This window comes from Streptomyces sp. NPDC012510, assembly GCF_042955065.1.
GTDB lineage: Bacteria > Actinomycetota > Actinomycetes > Streptomycetales > Streptomycetaceae > Streptomyces.
Genome location: NZ_JBIBEN010000002.1, coordinates 217675 through 235959, shown reverse-complemented (window position 1 = coordinate 235959; position 18285 = coordinate 217675). Strand labels below are relative to the sequence as shown.

The following is an 18285-nucleotide window of genomic DNA, read 5'->3' as shown; positions in this document are numbered from 1 at the left end:
ACCCTATCCGCGGATCACGCAACTCCACCATCGAACTCCGCAGGCTCCGCGAGGCCGCCGGCCTTACAGCCGTCCAGTCGGCGGCGCTTTTCGGGGCGAACAGGGTCCAGATGAGCCACATGGAGCTGGGGCTCATCGGGGTCAGCGAAGAGCGGCTGCGTCGACTCGCGTCCCACTACGCCTGCACCGACACGGAGTTCATCGACGCGCTGGTCGCCATGGCCGCGGACCGGACGCGGGGTTGGTGGGAGGAGTACCGGGGCCTGTTGCCCACGTCGTTCCTGGATCTCGCCGAGTTGGAACACCATGCTGAGTTCCTGAGGGAAGTGGCGATCCTGTACGTCCCGGGCATGCTGAGGCGCCTCATGCACACCTGGCGGAAGTCGTCCCACTCGGGCCCGGACGACGGCAACAACTGCGTCGAGATAGCCACCACCCCCACCCACACAGCCGTCCGGGACTCCAAGACCCCGACCCGCGCCACCCTCACCTTCTCCACCTCCTCCTTCACCGCCTTCATCGGCGCTCTCAAGAGGTCGAGAAGGAGCGTGTAGGCCTCTCCGGGCAGGGGCGGCGCCGCAGCCTGGCCGGGGGCGGGCCTTGGAGGCGACGAAGGGCGCCGTCTCTATGATGGGCCGATGGCATCGATCAAGCAGTTCCAAGTCACCTTCGACTGCGCGGAACCCGAGCGCCTTGCTCGTTTCTGGTGCGAGGTGCTGGGGTACGTCGTGCCGCCACCACCGAAGGGGTTCGCCACTTGGGACGATTACCAGCGCTCGCTGCCGGCCGAGGAGCGGGACGCATGGTTCGCCTGCGTTGACCCCTCAGGCGTGGGCCCGCGCCTGTACTTCCAGCGCGTACCCGAAGGGAAGGCCGCCAAGAACCGGCTGCATCTCGACGTGCGGGTCGGCACCGGACTCGTGGGTGAGGAGCGCCTCGCCGCACTTGAGGCCGAGTGCGCACGACTGGTCCCGCTCGGCGCGGTACACGTACGAACCCTGTACGACGGCCAGGACGCGTGCATCCCGATGCGGGACATCGAGGGCAACGAGTTCTGTATCGACTGAGTACTGAGCCATCGACGACGAGACCACCGGCCGAGCGTAATCCGGACAACCACCGGTCATCCCCCGCTGCCGACCGCACCGCAAGCCCCCAAACGCGACGGGCCGCCGGCCGGAGCCGACGGCCCATCACGACGTTACGGCCCATCACGAAGTGCACCGCCCGGAGGTACCCGCAGGGGACCGGGACCGGGACCGGAGACCAGAGACCGGAGACCGGAGACCGGAGACCGGAGACCAGAGACCGGAGACCAGAGACCAGAGACCAGGTCAGGACTCGCAGCCGATCTCCTGGTCCCCGGAGTCCGACGTGCAGGTGTCCCTGCCGTCCCCTCCCTGCGCGGAGTCGCCCGGAGCCTGATCGACGTTGTCCAGGACGTCGTCGCCCACCCCGCCGCTCAAAGTGTCGACGCCCGGCCCTCCGACGAGGACGTCGTCGCCGCTGCCGCTCAGCAGGGTGTCGCGTCCCTCTCCGCCCGCGAGGGACTGACGGGCGGTGGCGTCCTGGGCGAACACCGTGTCGTTGCCCGGTCCGGCGTTGATCGAGGCGCGCAGGCCGGTTCTCTGGGCGATGGTGTCCTGTTGGTCGCCGGCGACGACCATGATCGTCCGGTTGCCGGCCGGGCAGGAGACGGAACCGTCACTGTTGAGCGTGCACCCCACGCCCGCCGAAGTGGACGCCCCGTTGTCGATGACGGTGACGGTGCTACCGGTCGGGTTGATGAAGATCCTGTTCCGCTCCCCGTCCGCCGCGTTGACGAAGATGAACGCCGAGTTGGCCTGCACCACCGTCGCGCCTGCCTGCGCCGCCCCCGTCGCGGCGGACGCCGTGCCGGTGGGTACGAGCAGCGCCGCCCCCGCCGCCGCCGTCGCTGCCGCCTGTAATCCCCTGCGGGTTGACATAGCCATGCTGCTCCTGTCGTCGAACACGCTCATGTCGCACTCGTGCCGACCGCTGGTTGAAGCGGCGGCGCACGGCTTCAGCGTCCACGCCGGCCCGTGCGGAGACATGGGGGGACAGCCCCCAATTACCGCTACCGCGTCACTCGCGGCGCACGGCGGGCCGTACAGGGCTCACCGATCCCCTGGTCCCCCACCCCCTGTCACACCCTGGCGGTACGGTCGGATCATGCCCGATCAGAAGACGGCCCAGCAGGGGACCGGGGAGCGGCGACTCGCCGTACTCGAAGGCGTACTGGAACGCATCACCTACGCCAACGAGGACAACGGCTACACCGTCGCGCGCGTGGACACCGGCCGGGGCGGCGGCGATCTCCTCACCGTCGTGGGCGCGCTCCTCGGTGCCCAGGTCGGCGAATCCCTCCGTATGGAGGGCCGTTGGGGCTCGCACCCGCAGTACGGCAAGCAGTTCACCGTGGAGAACTACACCACCGTCCTCCCGGCCACCGTCCAGGGCATCCGCCGCTACCTCGGCTCCGGCCTGGTCAAGGGCATCGGTCCGATCTTCGCCGACCGCATCACCCAGCACTTCGGCCTGGACACCCTCCAGATCATCGAGGAGGAGCCCAAGCGGCTCATCGAGGTGCCGGGCCTCGGCCCCAAGCGCACCAAGAAGATCGCCGACGCCTGGGAGGAGCAGAAGGCGATCAAGGAGGTGATGCTCTTCCTCCAGACGGTGGAGGTGTCCACGTCCATCGCCGTGCGCATCTACAAGAAGTACGGCGACGCCTCGATCGGGGTCGTGAAGAACCAGCCGTACCGGCTCGCCGCCGACGTCTGGGGCATCGGCTTCCTCACCGCCGACAAGATCGCCCAGTCCGTCGGCATCCCGCACGACAGCCCGGAGCGCGTGAAGGCGGGCCTGCAGTACGCCCTGTCGCAGGCCACCGACCAGGGCAACTGCTACCTCCCGGAGGAGCGCCTGATCGCCGACGCGGTCAAACTCCTCCAGGTCGACACGGGCCTGGTCATCGAGTGCCTGGCCGAACTCGCCCTGCCCGACGAGGACTCCGGCGAACCCGGCGTCGTACGGGAGAAGGTGCCGGGCCCCGACGGCGGCGACCCGGTCACCGCGATCTACCTCGTCCCCTTCCACCGCGCCGAACTCTCCCTCTCCGCCCAGCTGTTGCGCCTCCTGCGCACGGATGAGGACCGTATGCCCGGCTTCCACGACGTGGCCTGGGACAAGGCGCTGGCCTGGCTGAGGGGGCGTACGGGCGCGGAGTTGGCCCCCGAACAGGAGGCGGCCGTACGCCTCGCTCTGACCGAGAAGGTGGCCGTGCTCACCGGCGGCCCCGGCTGCGGCAAGTCCTTCACGGTCCGCTCGATCGTGGAGCTGGCCAGCGCGAAGAAGGCGAAGGTCGTGCTCGCCGCCCCCACCGGCCGGGCGGCCAAGAGGCTCGCCGAGCTGACCGGAGCCGACGCCTCCACCGTCCACCGACTGCTGGAGCTGAAGCCCGGCGGCGACGCGGCCTACGACAAGGACCGCCCGCTGGACGCCGACCTGGTGGTCGTCGACGAGGCCTCCATGCTGGACCTGCTCCTCGCCAACAAGCTGGTGAAGGCGGTGCCGCCGGGCGCCCACCTCCTCTTCGTCGGCGACGTCGACCAGCTCCCCAGCGTCGGCGCCGGCGAGGTCCTCCGTGACCTGCTGGCCGACGGCAGCCCGATCCCGGCGGTCCGGCTCACCAAGGTGTTCCGGCAGGCCCAGCAGTCCGGGGTGGTGACCAACGCGCACCGGATCAACTCCGGGCAGCATCCGCTGACCGACGGCATGAAGGACTTCTTCCTCTTCGTCGAGGACGACACGGAGGAGGCCGGACGGCTCACGGTCGACGTCGCGGCCCGCCGTATTCCGGCCAGGTTCGGGCTCGACCCCCGCCGGGACGTCCAGGTGTTGGCGCCCATGCACCGGGGCCCGGCCGGCGCGGGCAACCTCAACGGGCTGCTCCAACAGGCCATCACCCCAGCCCGCCCCGACCTGCCCGAGAAGCGGTTCGGCGGCCGGGTCTTCCGCGTCGGCGACAAGGTCACCCAGATTCGCAACAACTACGACAAGGGCGAGAACGGCGTCTTCAACGGCACCGTCGGCGTGGTCACCGCCCTCGACCCGGTCGACCAGCGCCTGACGGTCCTGACGGACGAGGACGAGGAGGTGGCCTACGAGTTCGACGAACTGGACGAGCTGGCGCACGCCTACGCGGTGACGATCCACCGCTCCCAGGGCAGTGAGTACCCGGCCGTGGTGATCCCGGTGACGACGGGCGCGTGGATGATGCTCCAGCGCAACCTCCTCTACACGGCGGTGACCAGGGCGAAGAAGCTGGTCGTCCTCGTCGGTTCCCGCAAGGCGATCGGTCAGGCGGTCCGCACGGTCTCCGCCGGTCGGCGGTGCACGGCCCTCGACTTCCGGCTCGCGCCACGGGTTTTGTAGCCCTGGGCCCTCTTCGGGGGAACCTCTCGTGCCGCTCCGGCAGCTCGTGAGTGAAATTTGATCGATCAAACGAGTCGTAAAACTCACACAGCCCTTCCAGATGTCGGACGGAAGGGGCAGGATGAGCAAGTTGGCGGCACTCAGTGCCGCCAATGGGCCCGATGGTCGACCCCGAGTGCACTCTCCAGAGCCAATTGGGGGATGGTAGAGACAGTCAGGGCACCTCGAAGAAGAGGCACTACGTCGGTGAGGGATGACGTGAGCGACAACTCTGTAGTACTGCGGTACGGCGACGGCGAGTACACCTACCCGGTGATCGACAGCACCGTCGGCGACAAGGGCTTCGACATCGGCAAGCTCCGGGCCCAGACCGGTCTGGTCACCCTGGACAGCGGCTACGGGAACACCGCTGCCTATAAATCCGCCATCACCTATCTCGACGGTGAGCAGGGCATCCTTCGGTACCGCGGCTACCCGATCGAGCAGCTCGCCGAGCGCTCCACCTTCCTTGAGGTGGCGTACCTGCTGATCAACGGTGAGCTTCCTACCGTCGACGAGCTCTCCACCTTCAAGAACGAGATCACACAGCACACCCTGCTGCATGAGGACGTCAAGAACTTCTACCGGGGCTTCCCCCGGGACGCCCACCCGATGGCGATGCTGTCCTCCGTGGTCAGCGCCCTGTCGACGTTCTACCAGGACAGCCACAACCCGTTCGACGAGCGGCAGCGCAACCTCTCCACCATCCGCCTGCTCGCCAAGCTCCCGACCATCGCGGCGTACGCGTACAAGAAGTCGATCGGTCACCCGTTCGTCTACCCGCGCAACGACCTCGGCTACGTCGAGAACTTCCTGCGCATGACCTTCTCGGTCCCGGCCCAGGAGTACGACCTGGACCCGGTCGTGGTCTCCGCGCTCGACAAGCTGCTCATCCTGCACGCGGACCACGAGCAGAACTGTTCCACCTCCACGGTCCGCCTGGTCGGCTCCTCGCAGGCGAACATGTTCGCCTCGATCTCCGCCGGTATCTCCGCCCTGTGGGGCCCGCTGCACGGCGGTGCCAACCAGTCCGTCCTGGAGATGCTGGAGGGCATCCGCGACGCGGGTGGCGACGTCGACTCCTTCATCCGCAAGGTGAAGAACAAGGAGGACGGCGTCCGTCTGATGGGCTTCGGCCACCGGGTCTACAAGAACTTCGACCCGCGCGCCAAGATCATCAAGGCCGCCGCGCACGACGTCCTCTCGGCCCTCGGCAAGTCCGACGAGCTGCTGGACATCGCGCTGAAGCTGGAGGAGCACGCGCTCTCCGACGACTACTTCGTCTCGCGCAGCCTCTACCCGAACGTGGACTTCTACACGGGTCTGATCTACCGCGCCATGGGCTTCCCGACCGAGATGTTCACGGTGCTGTTCGCACTCGGCCGTCTTCCGGGCTGGATCGCCCAGTGGCACGAGATGATCAAGGAGCCGGGCTCCCGGATCGGTCGGCCGCGTCAGATCTACACGGGCGTGGTCGAGCGGGACTTCGTCCCCGTCGAGGCCCGATAGCTCCGCCGGTAGGGCCGTTTCGTCCGTGGGCGTGTGGGAGCTGGTCACACAGTTCCCCGCGCCCCTTTCGAGCCTTCGGCCCTTCGGCCCTCGTGGGGCGCCCCTCGGGGTGCCCCGCACTCGTTTCGCACAGGCATAGAAGAAGCACAGGCATAGAAGAAGGCGCCCTGCGCCGCTGGTCCCCCCACGGGCCGGCGAGCAGGGCGCCTTCCCATGTCCCGGTGCGGATTCCCCCCACGGGATCCGGCCGGGCGTCTGGTGGGCCAGCGCCTGAATCGCTGAACTGAACGAGCGGAACTCGTCCTACTGGTGTGCGGTCTGCCGGGACCCGTACGTACGGGAGGGCCGCTCAAAGCTCCCCGGTGTACGTGCCCCGGCAACGCAATTCCGGGAACGTCCCCCAAGACATCCCCAGATGTCAGTCACGCCCCCCAAGACGCTTCTGACATCGCCAACTTAGACTCACGAACCCCTTCGATGGTTACGTTCACATCACTGTGATCTGCGTCTCTTGCCCCATGTCCTGAAGATGCGCAAGAGGCCCGATTCGCCGATCGAGACCCAGCGTAAGGAAGATGCGCGAGCCTTGTGAAGAGCTTATGTGAGGCTGCTTCCGGACTCTAGAGGGACTTTTGCCCCACGGTCACGAAAATGTCCTGAGTCGCAAGCTGTTCGTTACCACGAAAACGGACGAAAAGGCCATCGCGGCCCCCGCGATCATCGGATTGAGCAGTCCGGCGGCGGCCGGCGGCAGCGCGGCCACGTCGTCCCCCGTCCCCGACCATCGCGACCGTACGGCCCTCGCCCTGGAGCCGGCGCACGACGTCGACCTTGTCCTCGGGCAGCACCTCGGCGAGCACGTGCCCGGGGGAGATGCCGACCGCCGCGGCCACGGACCGGGCCACCCGCTCGTTGTCCCCGGTCAGCAGCATCGGGGTGAGCCCGAGCGCCCGCAGCCGCCGTACGGCCTCGGCGCTGGTCTCCTTGATCGCGTCGGTGGCCGTGACGACACCGAGTGCCACGCCGTCGCGGGCGACCACGACCGCGGTGTGCCCCTCGCTACCTCAAGGACGCCGAGGTCCTGGAGTCCACCCACCGCGTCGACACCGTCGCCTCCGAGCATCCGGTGGGCCGGGCGATCACCGCGGGCGCCGAGGACCGTGTCGGCCCCCTGCCGCCCGTCGAGCGCTTCGAGAACCTGCCCGGCAACGGCGTACGCGGCCTCATGGAGGGCTACGACGTCCGGGTGGGCCGGATCCTCGACCGCCCCCTCCCCGAGCCCCTGAGGAGGGCGGAGGGGGCTGCCGAGAGGATGCCGAGCTGGGCGCCGCGGCCGGTGCCCACCAGCAGGGCCGTCCCTGTCCGGCTCGTCCCTCAGGCCCGGCCGACGAGTTCGAAGCCGGCCTCGTCGACGGCGGCGCGCACGGCCTCCTCGTCGAGCGGGGCGGCCGAGACCACGGTGACCTCGCCGCTGGAGGCGACGGCCTTCACGGAGGAGACGCCGGCGACCTGCGCGATCTCGCCGGATACGGCGCCTTCGCAGTGCCCGCAGCTCATTCCGCTCACCTTGTAGACGGTGGTGACGGAACCCTGAGTGTCGGTCTCGGCGGTCATGTCGTTGCTCCTCGTCGGGGTGGGGTGGGGTTCGAGTAACCCTTCAGGGCTCCCACTTTATACCCCCTAGGGGTATAAATCCAAGTGAGGTGAACCGACGATGCGATGCTGACGGGGCCAGGGGGCACCCAGCGGCCCCTGGCATCCCTCAACGCGAAAGGCGGCACACATGCGCGCGGTGGTGTTCGACCGATTCGGAGCCCCGGCCCGAGTGACGACCGTGGCGGACCCCACCCCCTCACCTTCCGGCGTGATCGTCCGGGTCGAGTCCACCGGCCTCTGCCGCAGCGACTGGCACGCCTGGAAGGGCCATGACCCCGACATCACCCTCCCCCACGTCCCCGGACACGAACTCGCCGGAGTGGTCGAGGCGACCGGCGCGGGCGTGACCCGCTGGCGACCCGGCGACCGGGTCACCGTGCCCTTCGTCTGCGCCTGTGGAAGCTGCCCGTCCTGCGCGGTCGGAGACCACCAGGTGTGCGAGCGCCAGACCCAGCCGGGCTTCACCCACTGGGGCTCGTTCGCCCAGTACGTGGCCCTCGACCACGCCGACGTCAACCTGGTGGCACTGCCGGACGAACTCTCCTACGCCACGGCGGCCTCCCTCGGCTGCCGCTTCGCCACGGCGTTCCGCGCGGTCGTGACGCAGGGCCGTGTAGCGGCGGGCGAGTGGGTGGCCGTCCACGGCTGCGGCGGCGTGGGCCTCTCGGCCGTGATGATCGCGGCGGCCTCCGGAGCCCGGGTGATCGCCGTGGACGTATCCCCCCGGGCCCTGGACCTGGCCCGTGGGTTCGGCGCGGCGCAATGCGTGGACGCGTCAGCCGGAGCGGACACGGCCGCGGCGATACACGACCTCACGGGCGGTGGCGCCCACCTCTCCCTGGACGCCCTCGGCTCGCCCGCCACCTGCGCGGCCTCCGTCAACAGCCTCCGCCGCCGAGGCCGCCACATCCAGGTGGGCCTGCTCCCCTCCGAGGCCGGCACCACCCCCGTCCCCATGGCCCGCGCGATCGCCCTGGAACTGGAACTCCTGGGCAGCCACGGCATGGCGGCCCACGCCTACCCCCGGATGCTGGAGCTGGTCCGGGCGGGCGTCCTGCGCCCCGACCTCCTGGTGACCTCGACGATCCCCCTGGACGCTGCCCCCGAGGCGCTGGCGGCGATGGACACGGCACCGGGCAGCGGCGTCACGGTCATCGAACCGTGGAGCTGACCCGATCGCCGTCGGGTCCTCCGTGATCACTGTCGGGCCGCCGGGGATCCCCCTCGGGCCGCCCCCGATGGGCGGCCCACTCCGGCGCGAGGATCGACATCCGCACGGCGTCGATCCACTCCCCGTCCTGCCACAGCGTCTGCCGCTCGACCCCCTCGGCCACGAACCCGACCTTCTCGTAGGCGCGCAGGGCCCGGGGGTTGTGGGTGAAGACATAGAGCGAGACACGGTGCAGTCCCACGCGCTCGAAGGCGTGACCGACCGTCAGCCGCACGGCCTCCGTACCCAGCCCCCGGTCCCGCCCACCGGGACCGATCAGGATCCGGAAACAGCAACTGCGGTTGGCCTCGTCCCACTCGTTGAGCACGGCCTCACCCACGAGCTCCCCGCTCGCCCGGTCCACGATGCCGAGATCGAGGCGGTCGGTCTGCTCGCTGCGGCTGCCGTACCAGGACCGCAGCCGCTCGGAACCGATGGCCTCGGTGGGGCTGCCGGTGAGCCGCACGACCTGCGGATCGTCCAGGATGCGCGCCATCACCGGCGCGTCGTCCCCGGTGAACGGCCGCAGCACGGCCCTCTCGCCGGTGAGCACGGGCTTCTCGGAGAAGTTCATCCCCGGATCCTGGACAGCGGACGGGCCCGGGGACAAACGAATAAGCACGGCGCGGACGGAATGGATCAGTCCACCTTGCGCCCCCGGTTGCCGGGTCTGGAGGCGACCCAGGCACGGACCGTGTCCGGGTACCAGTAGGGCTTCCCGCCCTCCACATGGTCGGGCGGGGGCAGCAGCCCGTGTTTGCGGTAAGAGCGAACGGTGTCGGGCTGCACACGGATGTGCGCCGCGATGTCCTTGTACGACCAGAACTCCGGGTCGGTCATCAGTGGCACCTCCCTGCGCGCACCACGGCGGCGGCCGGAAAGCCGTCGGGGGAGCCGGGCACTGCGCTGGCGATCACAAGCCTGTGCCGGGTCAACGACCCCCGCTGATCACCGGCAAGGGCCCGTGGAACACATGTGACGGAAGGCCCGCATACACGTGACATACGTGACAGAAAGAGGTTATTTGTGGCAAGAGTGATGCATCAGCGTCCCGAAAGGGGCGCGGGGAACCGCGCGACCAGCCACGAACCGCACGCAGCCTGCCGATGACCCGCAGTTCCCGGCGCTTCTCGGTGTCCGGTTCCCGGCGGAGCGCTCACGCCCCGCAGGACCGCAGGAACGCCCTGGTCCGCTGGGCGATCGGCAGCGGAGCATCCGGCTCGCACGGATACATGTCCTGCTCGACGATCGCGAAGAGATCGACGTCGAGCTTCGCGGCGGCGGCCAGCACCGGCTCCAGCGCGGGTACGCCCGCGGGCGGCTCACACATCACACCCTTGGCCACGGCCGGCCCGAACGGAATCTCGTTCGCCCGCACCTCGGCCAGGATCTCGGGGTCGACCTGCTTGAGGTGCAGATACCCGATGCGCTCCCCGTACGTCTCGATCAGCTTGACGCTGTCGCCGCCGCAGTAGGCGTAGTGCCCGGTGTCCAGGCAGAGCGAGACGACCGAGGAGTCCGTGCCGTCAAGGAAGCGGACGACGTTCTCCTCGCTGTCGATGTGGGTGTCGGCGTGCGGGTGGACGACGATCTGGAGGCCGTACCTCTCCCGCACCTCCCGCCCGAGCCGCTCGGTGAGCTGGGTGAGGTGTCGCCACTGCTCGACCGTCAGTTCGCTGGGCTCCAGCACCTTGCCCGTCTTGTCGTCCCGCCAGAAGGACGGGATGACGACGAGGTGCTTCGCGCCCATGGCCTGCGCGAGGAGCGCGTTGTCGGCCACGTGCGCCCAGGTCTTCTCCCAGACGTCCGGGCCGTGGTGCAACCCGGTGAAGACGGTGCCCGCCGACACTTTCAGGCCACGTTTCGCCGTCTCCTCGGCGAGGACCGCGGGATCGGTCGGCAGATAGCCGTACGGGCCGAGCTCGATCCACTCGTAGCCCGAGGCGGCGACCTCGTCGAGGAAGCGCTGCCAGGGGACCTGCTGGGGATCGTCGGGGAACCACACGCCCCAGGAGTCGGGCGCAGAGCCGACACGGATGCGAGAGAGGCCGGAAACTTGGGACTGAGGTGACAACGACGTCATGGGAGTCAGCTTCAGCCTCCCGGCGGAGGGTGTCAATAGGTCGTCCGAATGTCTGGACAAAGTATTGACAGGGTCGCTCCGGCGGGACTAGACCTTGACGCAACCGGCAGCGTGAAGGGAACTCGATGGCGTACGACCTGATCACCATGGGGCGGATCGGTGTGGACCTCTACCCGTTGCAGACGGGCGTCCCGTTGCCCCAGGTGACGTCCTTCGGGAAGTTCCTCGGCGGATCGGCTACCAATGTCGCGGTGGCGGCGTCGCGTCTGGGCCGCTCCACCGCCGTCATCACCCGCACGGGGGAGGACCCCTTCGGCGAGTACCTCCACCAGGCACTGCGCGACTTCGGGGTGGACGACCGCTGGGTCACCCCGGTCCCGGACCTCGCGACCCCGATCACCTTCTGCGAGGTCTTTCCGCCGGACGACTTCCCGTTGTACTTCTACCGCAGGCCCAAGGCGCCCGACCTCGAGATCGACGCCCACGAGCTGGACCTCGACTCGATTGCCGAGGCCCGGATCTTCTGGGTCACCGGTACGGGCCTGAGCGAGGAGCCCAGCCGCACGGCGACGCTCGCGGCGCTCGCCCACCGGGCCAAGGCCGGCACGACGGTCTTCGACCTCGACTGGCGCCCCATGTTCTGGGCCGACCCGGCCGAGGCCCGCCCGTTCTACGAGGAGGCCCTGCGGCACACGACCGTCGCCGTCGGCAACCTCGACGAGGTCGAGGTCGCCACCGGGGTCCGCGAGCCGCGGGCCGCCGCCCGCGCGCTCCTCGACGCCGGGGTCGAACTCGCCGTCGTCAAGCAGGGCCCCAAGGGTGTCCTGGCGGTCAACAGCAAGGGCGAGTCCGCCGAAGTGCCGCCCCTCCCCGTCGACGTCCTCAACGGCCTCGGCGCCGGTGACGCCTTCGGCGGCTCCCTCTGCCACGGCCTGCTCGAAGGCTGGGACCTGGAGAAGACCATGCGCCACGCCAACGCCGCCGGCGCCATCGTCGCCTCCCGCCTGGAGTGCTCCTCGGCGATGCCGACCGTGGACGAGATCGAGGCGGCCGTCGCGGCGGGGGCGGTCCTGTGACCACCGCCCACCCCGCCGTCCCCACCGGCCCCGCGCGACCCGTGAGCCCGCTCGGCCCCGTCGACGTCTCCGCCCTCGTCCGCACCCGTGTCCACCACCCCGAGGCCATCGCCGAGGCCGCTGCCCGCCGCACCCGGCGCCCCCTGATCGGGGACAGCGGCCGGCTGATGATCGTGGCCGCCGACCACCCGGCGCGCGGCGCCCTGTCCGTCGGTGACCGCAAGCTCGCCATGGCGAACCGCGCCGACCTCCTCGAACGACTGTGCCTGGCGCTGTCCCGCCCCGGTGTGGACGGCGTCCTCGCGACCGCCGACATCCTCGACGACCTGCTCCTCCTCGGCGCGCTCGACGGCAAGGTCGTCATGGGCTCGATGAACCGGGGCGGGCTGGCCGGCGCCTCGTTCGAACTCGACGACCGCTTCACCGGCCACCGCCCCGAGGACATCGCGCGCCTCGGCTTCGACGCCGGCAAGCTCCTGCTGCGCGTCGACTACGACGACCCGGGCTCCCTCACCACCCTGGAGTCCACCGCCCGAGCCGTGGACGCCATGGCAGAGCGTGGACTCCCCGTGTTCGTCGAACCGTTCATCAGCCGCCGCGACCCGGCCACCGGCAAGGTCAGGAACGATCTGAGCGCCGACGCCGTCACCAGGTCGATCGCCATAGCCGCCGGGCTAGGCGGCAGTTCGGCGTACACCTGGCTGAAGGTGCCCGTCACCGAGAACCCCGACGACATGGCCCGGGTGATGGAGACCTCGACGCTGCCCGCCGTCCTGCTCGGCGGCGATGTCGGCGAGGACCAGGAGGGCGCGTACGAGAAGTGGCGGGGCGCGCTGCAACTGCCCACCGTGCAGGGCCTGGTGGTCGGCCGCTCGTTGCTCTACCCGGCGGACGACGACGTGACCGCCGCCGTGGACACCGCCGTAGGACTGCTGTGAGGGCCGCATGAAACAGAAGACCGAGCTGTACGTACCCAAGGGCGCCACCGCCGGCGACCGGTACGTCGTCGACATCGACCCCGAGCGGGCCGGATGGACCCACAGCAGCCTGCGGATCGTGGAGTTGGGGCCGGACGGCACGCACACGTTCACGACCGGGGACAGCGAGTGGATCGTGCTGTCCCTCAATGGCGGTTGTACGGTGCGGGTATCGGGCGAATCCGGTGAATCGGGCCGGGAAGAGGACGAAGAGTTCCAGATCCTGGGCAGGGAGAGCGTGTTCGCCGGAGTCTCCGACTTCGTGTACGCGCCCCGCGACGCCCGGGTACAGATCGCCTCCGGTGCGGGAGGCCGCTTCGCTTTGGCAGGAGCGAAGTGCGAGCGACGACTCCCCGCACGCTACGGCCCCGCGCCGGAGGTTCCCGTCGAGGACCGGGGCAGCGGTACCTGCGCCCGCCAGGTGCGCAACTTCGCCTCCGCCGACGCCTTCGAATGCGACAAGCTGATCACCGTCGAGGTCATCACCCCCGGCGGCAACTGGTCCTCCTACCCCCCGCACAAGCACGACGAGAACCGGCCGGGGGAGGAGACCGAGCTGGAGGAGATCTACTACTTCGAGATCGACGGCCCGAACGGCTTCGGCTACCAGCGGGTCTCGCCGTCCCGCGAGGGCGGCGCCGAGGTGCTCGCCGAGGTCCGTTCCGGTGACGCGGTGCTCGTACCCGACGGCTGGCACGGCCCGTCCATCGCGCAGCCCGGCCACAGCATGTACTACCTGAACGTGATGGCGGGCCCCGGCCCCGAGCGGAAGTGGCAGATCTGCTTCCACCCCGACCACACGGAGGGGTACCGATGACCAGGAAGACCCCCCGGCTCACGGTCGCCCAGGCCCTCGTACGCTTCCTCGCCGCCCAGTACACGGAGCGCGACGGCGAGCGGCGGCGGCTGATCGGCGCCACCTGGGGCATCTTCGGCCACGGCAACGTCGCGGGCCTCGGCCAGGCGCTGGTCGAGTACGCCGACGACATGCCCTACCTCCAGGGCCGCAACGAGCAGTCGATGGTGCACGCCGCCGTCGGCTACGCCCGGCAGTCGAACCGCCTCTCCACGCACGCCGTGACGACGTCCATCGGCCCCGGCGCCACCAACCTCGTCACCGGCGCCGCCCTCGCCACCATCAACCACCTCCCGGTGCTGCTGCTCCCCGGCGACATCTTCGCCACCCGTCCGGCCGATCCGGTCCTCCAGCAGCTCGAAGTCCCGTACGCGGGCGACATCAGCGTCAACGACACGCTGCGCCCGGTGTCGAAGTACTTCGACCGGATCACCCGCCCCGAGGCCCTGATCCCGGCCGCGCTCCAGGCCATGCGGGTCCTCACCGACCCGGTGGAGACGGGCGCGGTCACCCTTGCCCTCCCGCAGGACGTGCAGGCGGAGGCGTATGACTGGCCGGAGGAGTTCTTCGCCGAGCGGACCTGGAACGTCCGCCGCCCGGCGGCCGACGCTACCGAACTGGCCGCCGCCGTACGGGCCGTCCGCGAGGCCCGCCGCCCGCTGATCGTCGCAGGCGGCGGTGTCCACCACGCCCGCGCGGAGGAGGCGCTCGCCGAACTCGCCGACGCCACCGGCATCCCCGTGGCGTCCACCCAGGCCGGGAAGGGTTCCCTGCGCCACGACCACCCCCAGGACGTGGGCGGCATCGGCCACACCGGCACCGCGACCGCGAACGAACTCGCCCGCACCGCCGACCTGGTGATCGGCGTCGGCACCCGGTACACGGACTTCACCACCGCCTCCGGCACCCTCTTCGCCGCCGACGGCGTCCGCTTCCTCAACCTCAACATCGCGCCCCACGACGGTCACAAGCTCTCCGGGCTGCCGCTGATCGCGGACGCGCGAGCGGGACTGGAGGAGCTGACGCAGGCGCTCGAACTGCACGGGCACCGGGTCGCGGACGCGTACGTCGTCGAGTACACGGAGGACAAGCAGCGCTGGGAGCACCGCGTCGACGCCTGCTACGAGGCCGACGAGCCGGACACCCGGCCCACCCAGGCCCAGGTCCTCGGCCTCCTCGACGAGATCGTCGACGAGAGCGACATCCTCGTCAACGCGGCCGGCTCCCTCCCCGGTGACCTGCACAAGATGTGGCGGGCGCGGTCGCGGGACCAGTACCACCTGGAGTACGGCTACTCCTGCATGGGGTACGAAATCCCGGCCGCGATCGGCGTCCGGCTGGCCGCCCCCGACCGCCCGGTGTGGGCGCTGGTCGGCGACGGCACGTATCTGATGATGCCGACCGAGATCGTCACGGCCGTGCAGGAGAACGTGCCGATCAAGGTGCTGCTCATCCAGAACCACGGGTACGCGTCCATCGGCGGACTCTCCCAGCAGACCGGCGCGGAGCGGTTCGGCACCGCCTACCGCTTCCGTTCCGGCGACGGCGCGTTCACGGGAGCCCCGCTGCCCGTGGACCTCGCCGCCAACGCGGCCAGTCTCGGCATGCGCGTGCTGCGCGCCAAGACGGTCCGTGACCTGCGCGCCGCCCTCGCCGAGGCACGGGCGGCCGACACTCCCACATGTGTCTACGTGGAGACCGAAACGGCAGACACAGTGTCGGGCCCGCCTCCCGCGCAGGCCTGGTGGGATGTACCTGTGGCCGAGACCGCGACCCGCTCGTCGGCGGTCAGGGCACGCGAGGAGTACGACCGGCACGTCTCTACCCGACGCCGCCATCTGTGAGAAGGAGTCTCTCGGCATGACGAAGATCGTCAACCACTGGATCGGCGGCAAGGCCGTCGAAGGCGCGTCGGGTACGTTCGGGCCGGTCACGGACCCGGCGACCGGCGCGGTCACCACCAAGGTCGCCTTCGCGACCGTGGACGAGGTCGACGCGGCGGTACGCACCGCCAAGGAGGCCTTCGCCACCTGGGGCCAGTCCTCGCTGGCCCAGCGCACCTCCATCCTGTTCAAGTTCCGCGCGCTGCTCGACGCCAACCGCGACGCGATCGCCGAGCTGATCACCGCCGAGCACGGCAAGGTGCACTCCGACGCGCTCGGCGAGGTCGCGCGCGGCCTGGAGATCGTCGAACTGGCCTGCGGCATCAACGTGCAGCTGAAGGGCGAGCTGTCCACGCAGGTCGCCAGCCGGGTGGACGTCTCCTCGATCCGCCAGCCCCTCGGTGTCGTCGCGGGCATCACGCCGTTCAACTTCCCGGCGATGGTCCCGATGTGGATGTTCCCGATCGCCATCGCGACCGGCAACACGTTCGTCCTGAAGCCGTCCGAGAAGGACCCCTCGGCCTCCGTCAAGATCGCCGAACTCCTCTCGGAGGCCGGTCTCCCGGACGGCGTCTTCAACGTCGTCCACGGCGACAAGGTGGCCGTCGACCGCCTCCTGGAGCACCCGGACGTCAAGGCCGTCTCCTTCGTCGGCTCGACCCCGATCGCCCGCTACATCCACACCACGGCCTCGGCGAACGGCAAGCGCGTCCAGGCCCTGGGCGGCGCCAAGAACCACATGCTGGTCCTGCCCGACGCGGACCTCGACGCGGCGGCCGACGCCGCTGTCTCCGCCGCGTACGGCTCGGCGGGCGAGCGCTGCATGGCGATCTCGGCGGTCGTGGCGGTGGGCGCGATCGGCGACGAACTCGTGGAGAAGATCCGCGAGCGCGCCGAGAAGATCAAGATCGGCCCCGGCAACGACCCGACCTCCGAGATGGGCCCGCTGATCACGGCGGTCCACCGTGACAAGGTGGCGTCGTACGTCGAGGGCGCGGCGGCCGAGGGCTGCGAGGTCGTCCTGGACGGCACCGGCTTCACGGTCGACGGTCACGAGAACGGCCACTGGATCGGCATCTCGCTGCTGGACAAGGTCCCGACCACGGCGAAGGCGTACCAGGACGAGATCTTCGGCCCGGTGCTGACAGTGCTGCGGGTCGACACCTACGACGAGGGCATCGCCCTCATCAACGCCTCGCCGTTCGGTAACGGCACCGCGATCTTCACCCGCGACGGCGGCGCCGCCCGCCGCTTCCAGCTGGAGGTCGAGGCCGGCATGGTCGGCGTCAACGTCCCGATCCCGGTCCCCGTCGGCTACCACAGCTTCGGCGGCTGGAAGGACTCCCTCTTCGGCGACCACCACATCTACGGCAACGACGGCACCCACTTCTACACCCGGGGCAAGGTCGTCACCACCCGCTGGCCCGACCCGGCCGACGCCCCCACGGGCGTGGACCTGGGCTTCCCGCGCAACCACTGAGGCCGTGCCGTACGGCACCCCGCCCCTTCCCGGGAGGGAAGGGGCGGGGTGCCGTCTGTCCGGGCCCAGGTCAGCCCCGCTGCCCCAGGTTCTCCCGGAGCGCCTCGGTGACGTCGGCGATCTCCCCGGCGGGCGGGGCCTTCACCTCGGTCGTGGCGCCGAACTTCTCGAAGTCCATGGTGACGGTCATGGCGCCCATCTTCTGCCGCAGCCGGACCGGCAGGTCGTCGGCGCCGACCCACACGTCCATCGTGACCTTGTCGACGCCCCCGGTCACCGAGTCCACGACGGTGCCCTCACCGGAGTAGGCGTCCTGGAACCTGCCCAACTGCTCCTTGCCGAGCTGGGCCCGGTAGTGGGTGGCGGTCCGCCCGTCCACGCTCTCCCGGCCGAGGTCCTCGAAGCCCTTCGCGTACTTCAGACTCCGCATGGAGGCCGCCGGGCTGGCCCCGCTGCCGCCGCTGAAGGCCCGGGAGCCCTTCTCGCCGAACACCACCGACCCGTCGACCTTCAACCACTCCTTGCCCTTGTAGGGACCGGAGGTCAGCGGGTCGACGTCGTAGTAGTACGCGCCGTCCACGAAGAGCGCGTGGATGGTCGGGTCGTCCGTCAGGTCCTGCATCCCGGCGGCCCCGGCGTCCATCTCGACGTCGTAGGCGTAGCCGTCGCCCCAGGAGTACGTGCCCTCCATGGTGACCGGGCCGTCGCCCGTGTCGGCCGTCACCTCGACCTCGGCGGAGCCCAGCTTCTCGGTCCGGTCCGTGGCCCGCGCCAGCGCCGCCATGATCGCGTCGGACTTGTCGACCGTCTCGGCGGCCCGCCTGACGGTCTCCGCGCCGCACGCCGTCGTCGCCACGAGCGCCGCCGCCGTGACCCCCACCCGGGCCGCGGTCTGCCGCAGCTTCATATGCCCCACCCCGAAGATCCATGCCTGTCACGGACATGTGTGCCAACTGTGAGCGGCGACTCTATCCGGGCCCACCGACACTCCCGCCACCGGATTTGCGGGCGGACGGGGTCCGCCCGAGGCCCGACTTATCAGGTTGCTGTCAGGCCCG

16 protein-coding genes and 2 pseudogenes are annotated in these 18285 nt (G+C 69.9%); 11 read left to right on the top strand and 7 right to left on the bottom strand.

The annotated features are described in order from the left end of the window. Window positions 1–5: 5 nt before the first annotated feature. From ACFY9I_RS03885 to ACFY9I_RS03875, 3 genes and pseudogenes are all read left to right on the top strand, one after another. Window positions 6–359 (top strand): annotated as a pseudogene (locus ACFY9I_RS03885) (helix-turn-helix domain-containing protein); the annotation flags it as partial. After that, window positions 351–554 (top strand): DUF397 domain-containing protein, encoded by a 204-nt coding sequence (locus ACFY9I_RS03880; RefSeq protein ID WP_390997000.1) that lies wholly within the window; start codon window positions 351–353, stop codon window positions 552–554. The pseudogene ACFY9I_RS03885 and the gene ACFY9I_RS03880, both read left to right, overlap by 9 nt. An 84-nt stretch (window positions 555–638) precedes the next feature. After that, window positions 639–1067, top strand: coding sequence for a VOC family protein (locus ACFY9I_RS03875; RefSeq protein ID WP_351414584.1), 429 nt, complete (start codon window positions 639–641; stop codon window positions 1065–1067). A gap of 267 nt (window positions 1068–1334) precedes the next feature. Here ACFY9I_RS03875 and ACFY9I_RS03870 read toward each other — a convergent pair whose 3' ends face one another. After that, window positions 1335–1973 carry a hypothetical protein gene (locus ACFY9I_RS03870; protein WP_390996243.1) on the bottom strand — a complete coding sequence of 213 codons (639 nt, stop codon included), beginning with the start codon at window positions 1971–1973 and terminating at the stop codon, window positions 1335–1337. A gap of 220 nt (window positions 1974–2193) precedes the next feature. Here ACFY9I_RS03870 and ACFY9I_RS03865 point away from each other — a divergent pair, with 220 nt between their 5' ends. Then, entirely contained in the window at window positions 2194–4458 is a 2265-nt protein-coding gene (locus tag ACFY9I_RS03865; RefSeq protein WP_390996241.1) for an ATP-dependent RecD-like DNA helicase, read from the top strand. Between the two features lie 258 nt (window positions 4459–4716). After that, on the top strand, window positions 4717–6006 hold the full coding sequence (locus tag ACFY9I_RS03860; RefSeq protein ID WP_390996238.1) for a citrate synthase: 1290 nt from the start codon (window positions 4717–4719) through the stop codon (window positions 6004–6006). A gap of 643 nt (window positions 6007–6649) precedes the next feature. Here the strand turns inward: ACFY9I_RS03860 and ACFY9I_RS03855 are convergent. Next, a pseudogene (locus ACFY9I_RS03855) lies at window positions 6650–7067 on the bottom strand (HAD-IC family P-type ATPase); the annotation flags it as partial. Window positions 7068–7380: 313 nt separating this feature from the next. Further along, a complete protein-coding gene (locus ACFY9I_RS03850) occupies window positions 7381–7620 on the bottom strand; it encodes a cation transporter (protein ID WP_390996235.1) in 240 nt (79 codons plus the stop codon). A 169-nt stretch (window positions 7621–7789) separates the two neighbouring features. Here ACFY9I_RS03850 and ACFY9I_RS03845 point away from each other — a divergent pair, with 169 nt between their 5' ends. Continuing rightward, window positions 7790–8833, top strand: a complete 1044-nt coding sequence (locus ACFY9I_RS03845; protein ID WP_390996233.1) for an alcohol dehydrogenase catalytic domain-containing protein — start codon at window positions 7790–7792, stop codon at window positions 8831–8833. On the opposite strand, the gene ACFY9I_RS03840 is transcribed toward ACFY9I_RS03845, so the two are convergent. The 3 genes from ACFY9I_RS03840 to ACFY9I_RS03830 all read right to left on the bottom strand — a co-directional run bounded on the left by ACFY9I_RS03840 (window position 8814) and on the right by ACFY9I_RS03830 (window position 10955). Further along, window positions 8814–9446 carry a GNAT family N-acetyltransferase gene (locus ACFY9I_RS03840; protein ID WP_390996230.1) on the bottom strand — a complete coding sequence of 211 codons (633 nt, stop codon included), beginning with the start codon at window positions 9444–9446 and terminating at the stop codon, window positions 8814–8816. The two genes, ACFY9I_RS03845 and ACFY9I_RS03840, sit on opposite strands and share 20 nt — an antisense overlap. Window positions 9447–9511: 65 nt before the next feature. After that, window positions 9512–9712 (bottom strand): MerR family transcriptional regulator, encoded by a 201-nt coding sequence (locus ACFY9I_RS03835; RefSeq protein ID WP_390996228.1) that lies wholly within the window; start codon window positions 9710–9712, stop codon window positions 9512–9514. A 316-nt stretch (window positions 9713–10028) separates the two neighbouring features. Further along, a complete protein-coding gene (locus tag ACFY9I_RS03830; protein WP_390996226.1) occupies window positions 10029–10955 on the bottom strand; it encodes a TIM barrel protein in 927 nt (308 codons plus the stop codon). A 125-nt stretch (window positions 10956–11080) separates the two neighbouring features. On the opposite strand from ACFY9I_RS03830, the gene iolC reads away from it, so the two are divergent. The 5 genes from iolC to mmsA are packed head-to-tail and all read left to right on the top strand — an operon-like array spanning window position 11081 to window position 17227. Next, complete coding sequence (iolC, locus tag ACFY9I_RS03825; protein ID WP_390996223.1) at window positions 11081–12031, top strand: 5-dehydro-2-deoxygluconokinase; 951 nt, start codon at window positions 11081–11083, stop codon at window positions 12029–12031. A gap of 41 nt (window positions 12032–12072) precedes the next feature. Beyond that, complete coding sequence (locus ACFY9I_RS03820) at window positions 12073–12969, top strand: deoxyribose-phosphate aldolase (RefSeq protein WP_390996997.1); 897 nt, start codon at window positions 12073–12075, stop codon at window positions 12967–12969. Window positions 12970–12976: 7 nt separating this feature from the next. Next, complete coding sequence (gene iolB, locus ACFY9I_RS03815) at window positions 12977–13825, top strand: 5-deoxy-glucuronate isomerase (RefSeq protein WP_390996220.1); 849 nt, start codon at window positions 12977–12979, stop codon at window positions 13823–13825. Continuing rightward, window positions 13822–15708, top strand: coding sequence for a 3D-(3,5/4)-trihydroxycyclohexane-1,2-dione acylhydrolase (decyclizing) (gene iolD, locus ACFY9I_RS03810; RefSeq protein WP_390996218.1), 1887 nt, complete (start codon window positions 13822–13824; stop codon window positions 15706–15708). The genes iolB and iolD overlap by 4 nt, the downstream gene beginning before the upstream one ends. A 16-nt stretch (window positions 15709–15724) precedes the next feature. Next, window positions 15725–17227 (top strand): CoA-acylating methylmalonate-semialdehyde dehydrogenase, encoded by a 1503-nt coding sequence (gene mmsA, locus ACFY9I_RS03805; protein WP_390996215.1) that lies wholly within the window; start codon window positions 15725–15727, stop codon window positions 17225–17227. A gap of 70 nt (window positions 17228–17297) precedes the next feature. On the opposite strand, the gene ACFY9I_RS03800 is transcribed toward mmsA, so the two are convergent. Continuing rightward, the gene (locus tag ACFY9I_RS03800) at window positions 17298–18134 is read right to left on the bottom strand and encodes a hypothetical protein (RefSeq protein ID WP_390996212.1); all 837 of its coding nucleotides are present in this window, start codon (window positions 18132–18134) and stop codon (window positions 17298–17300) included. Window positions 18135–18285 lie beyond the last annotated feature (151 nt).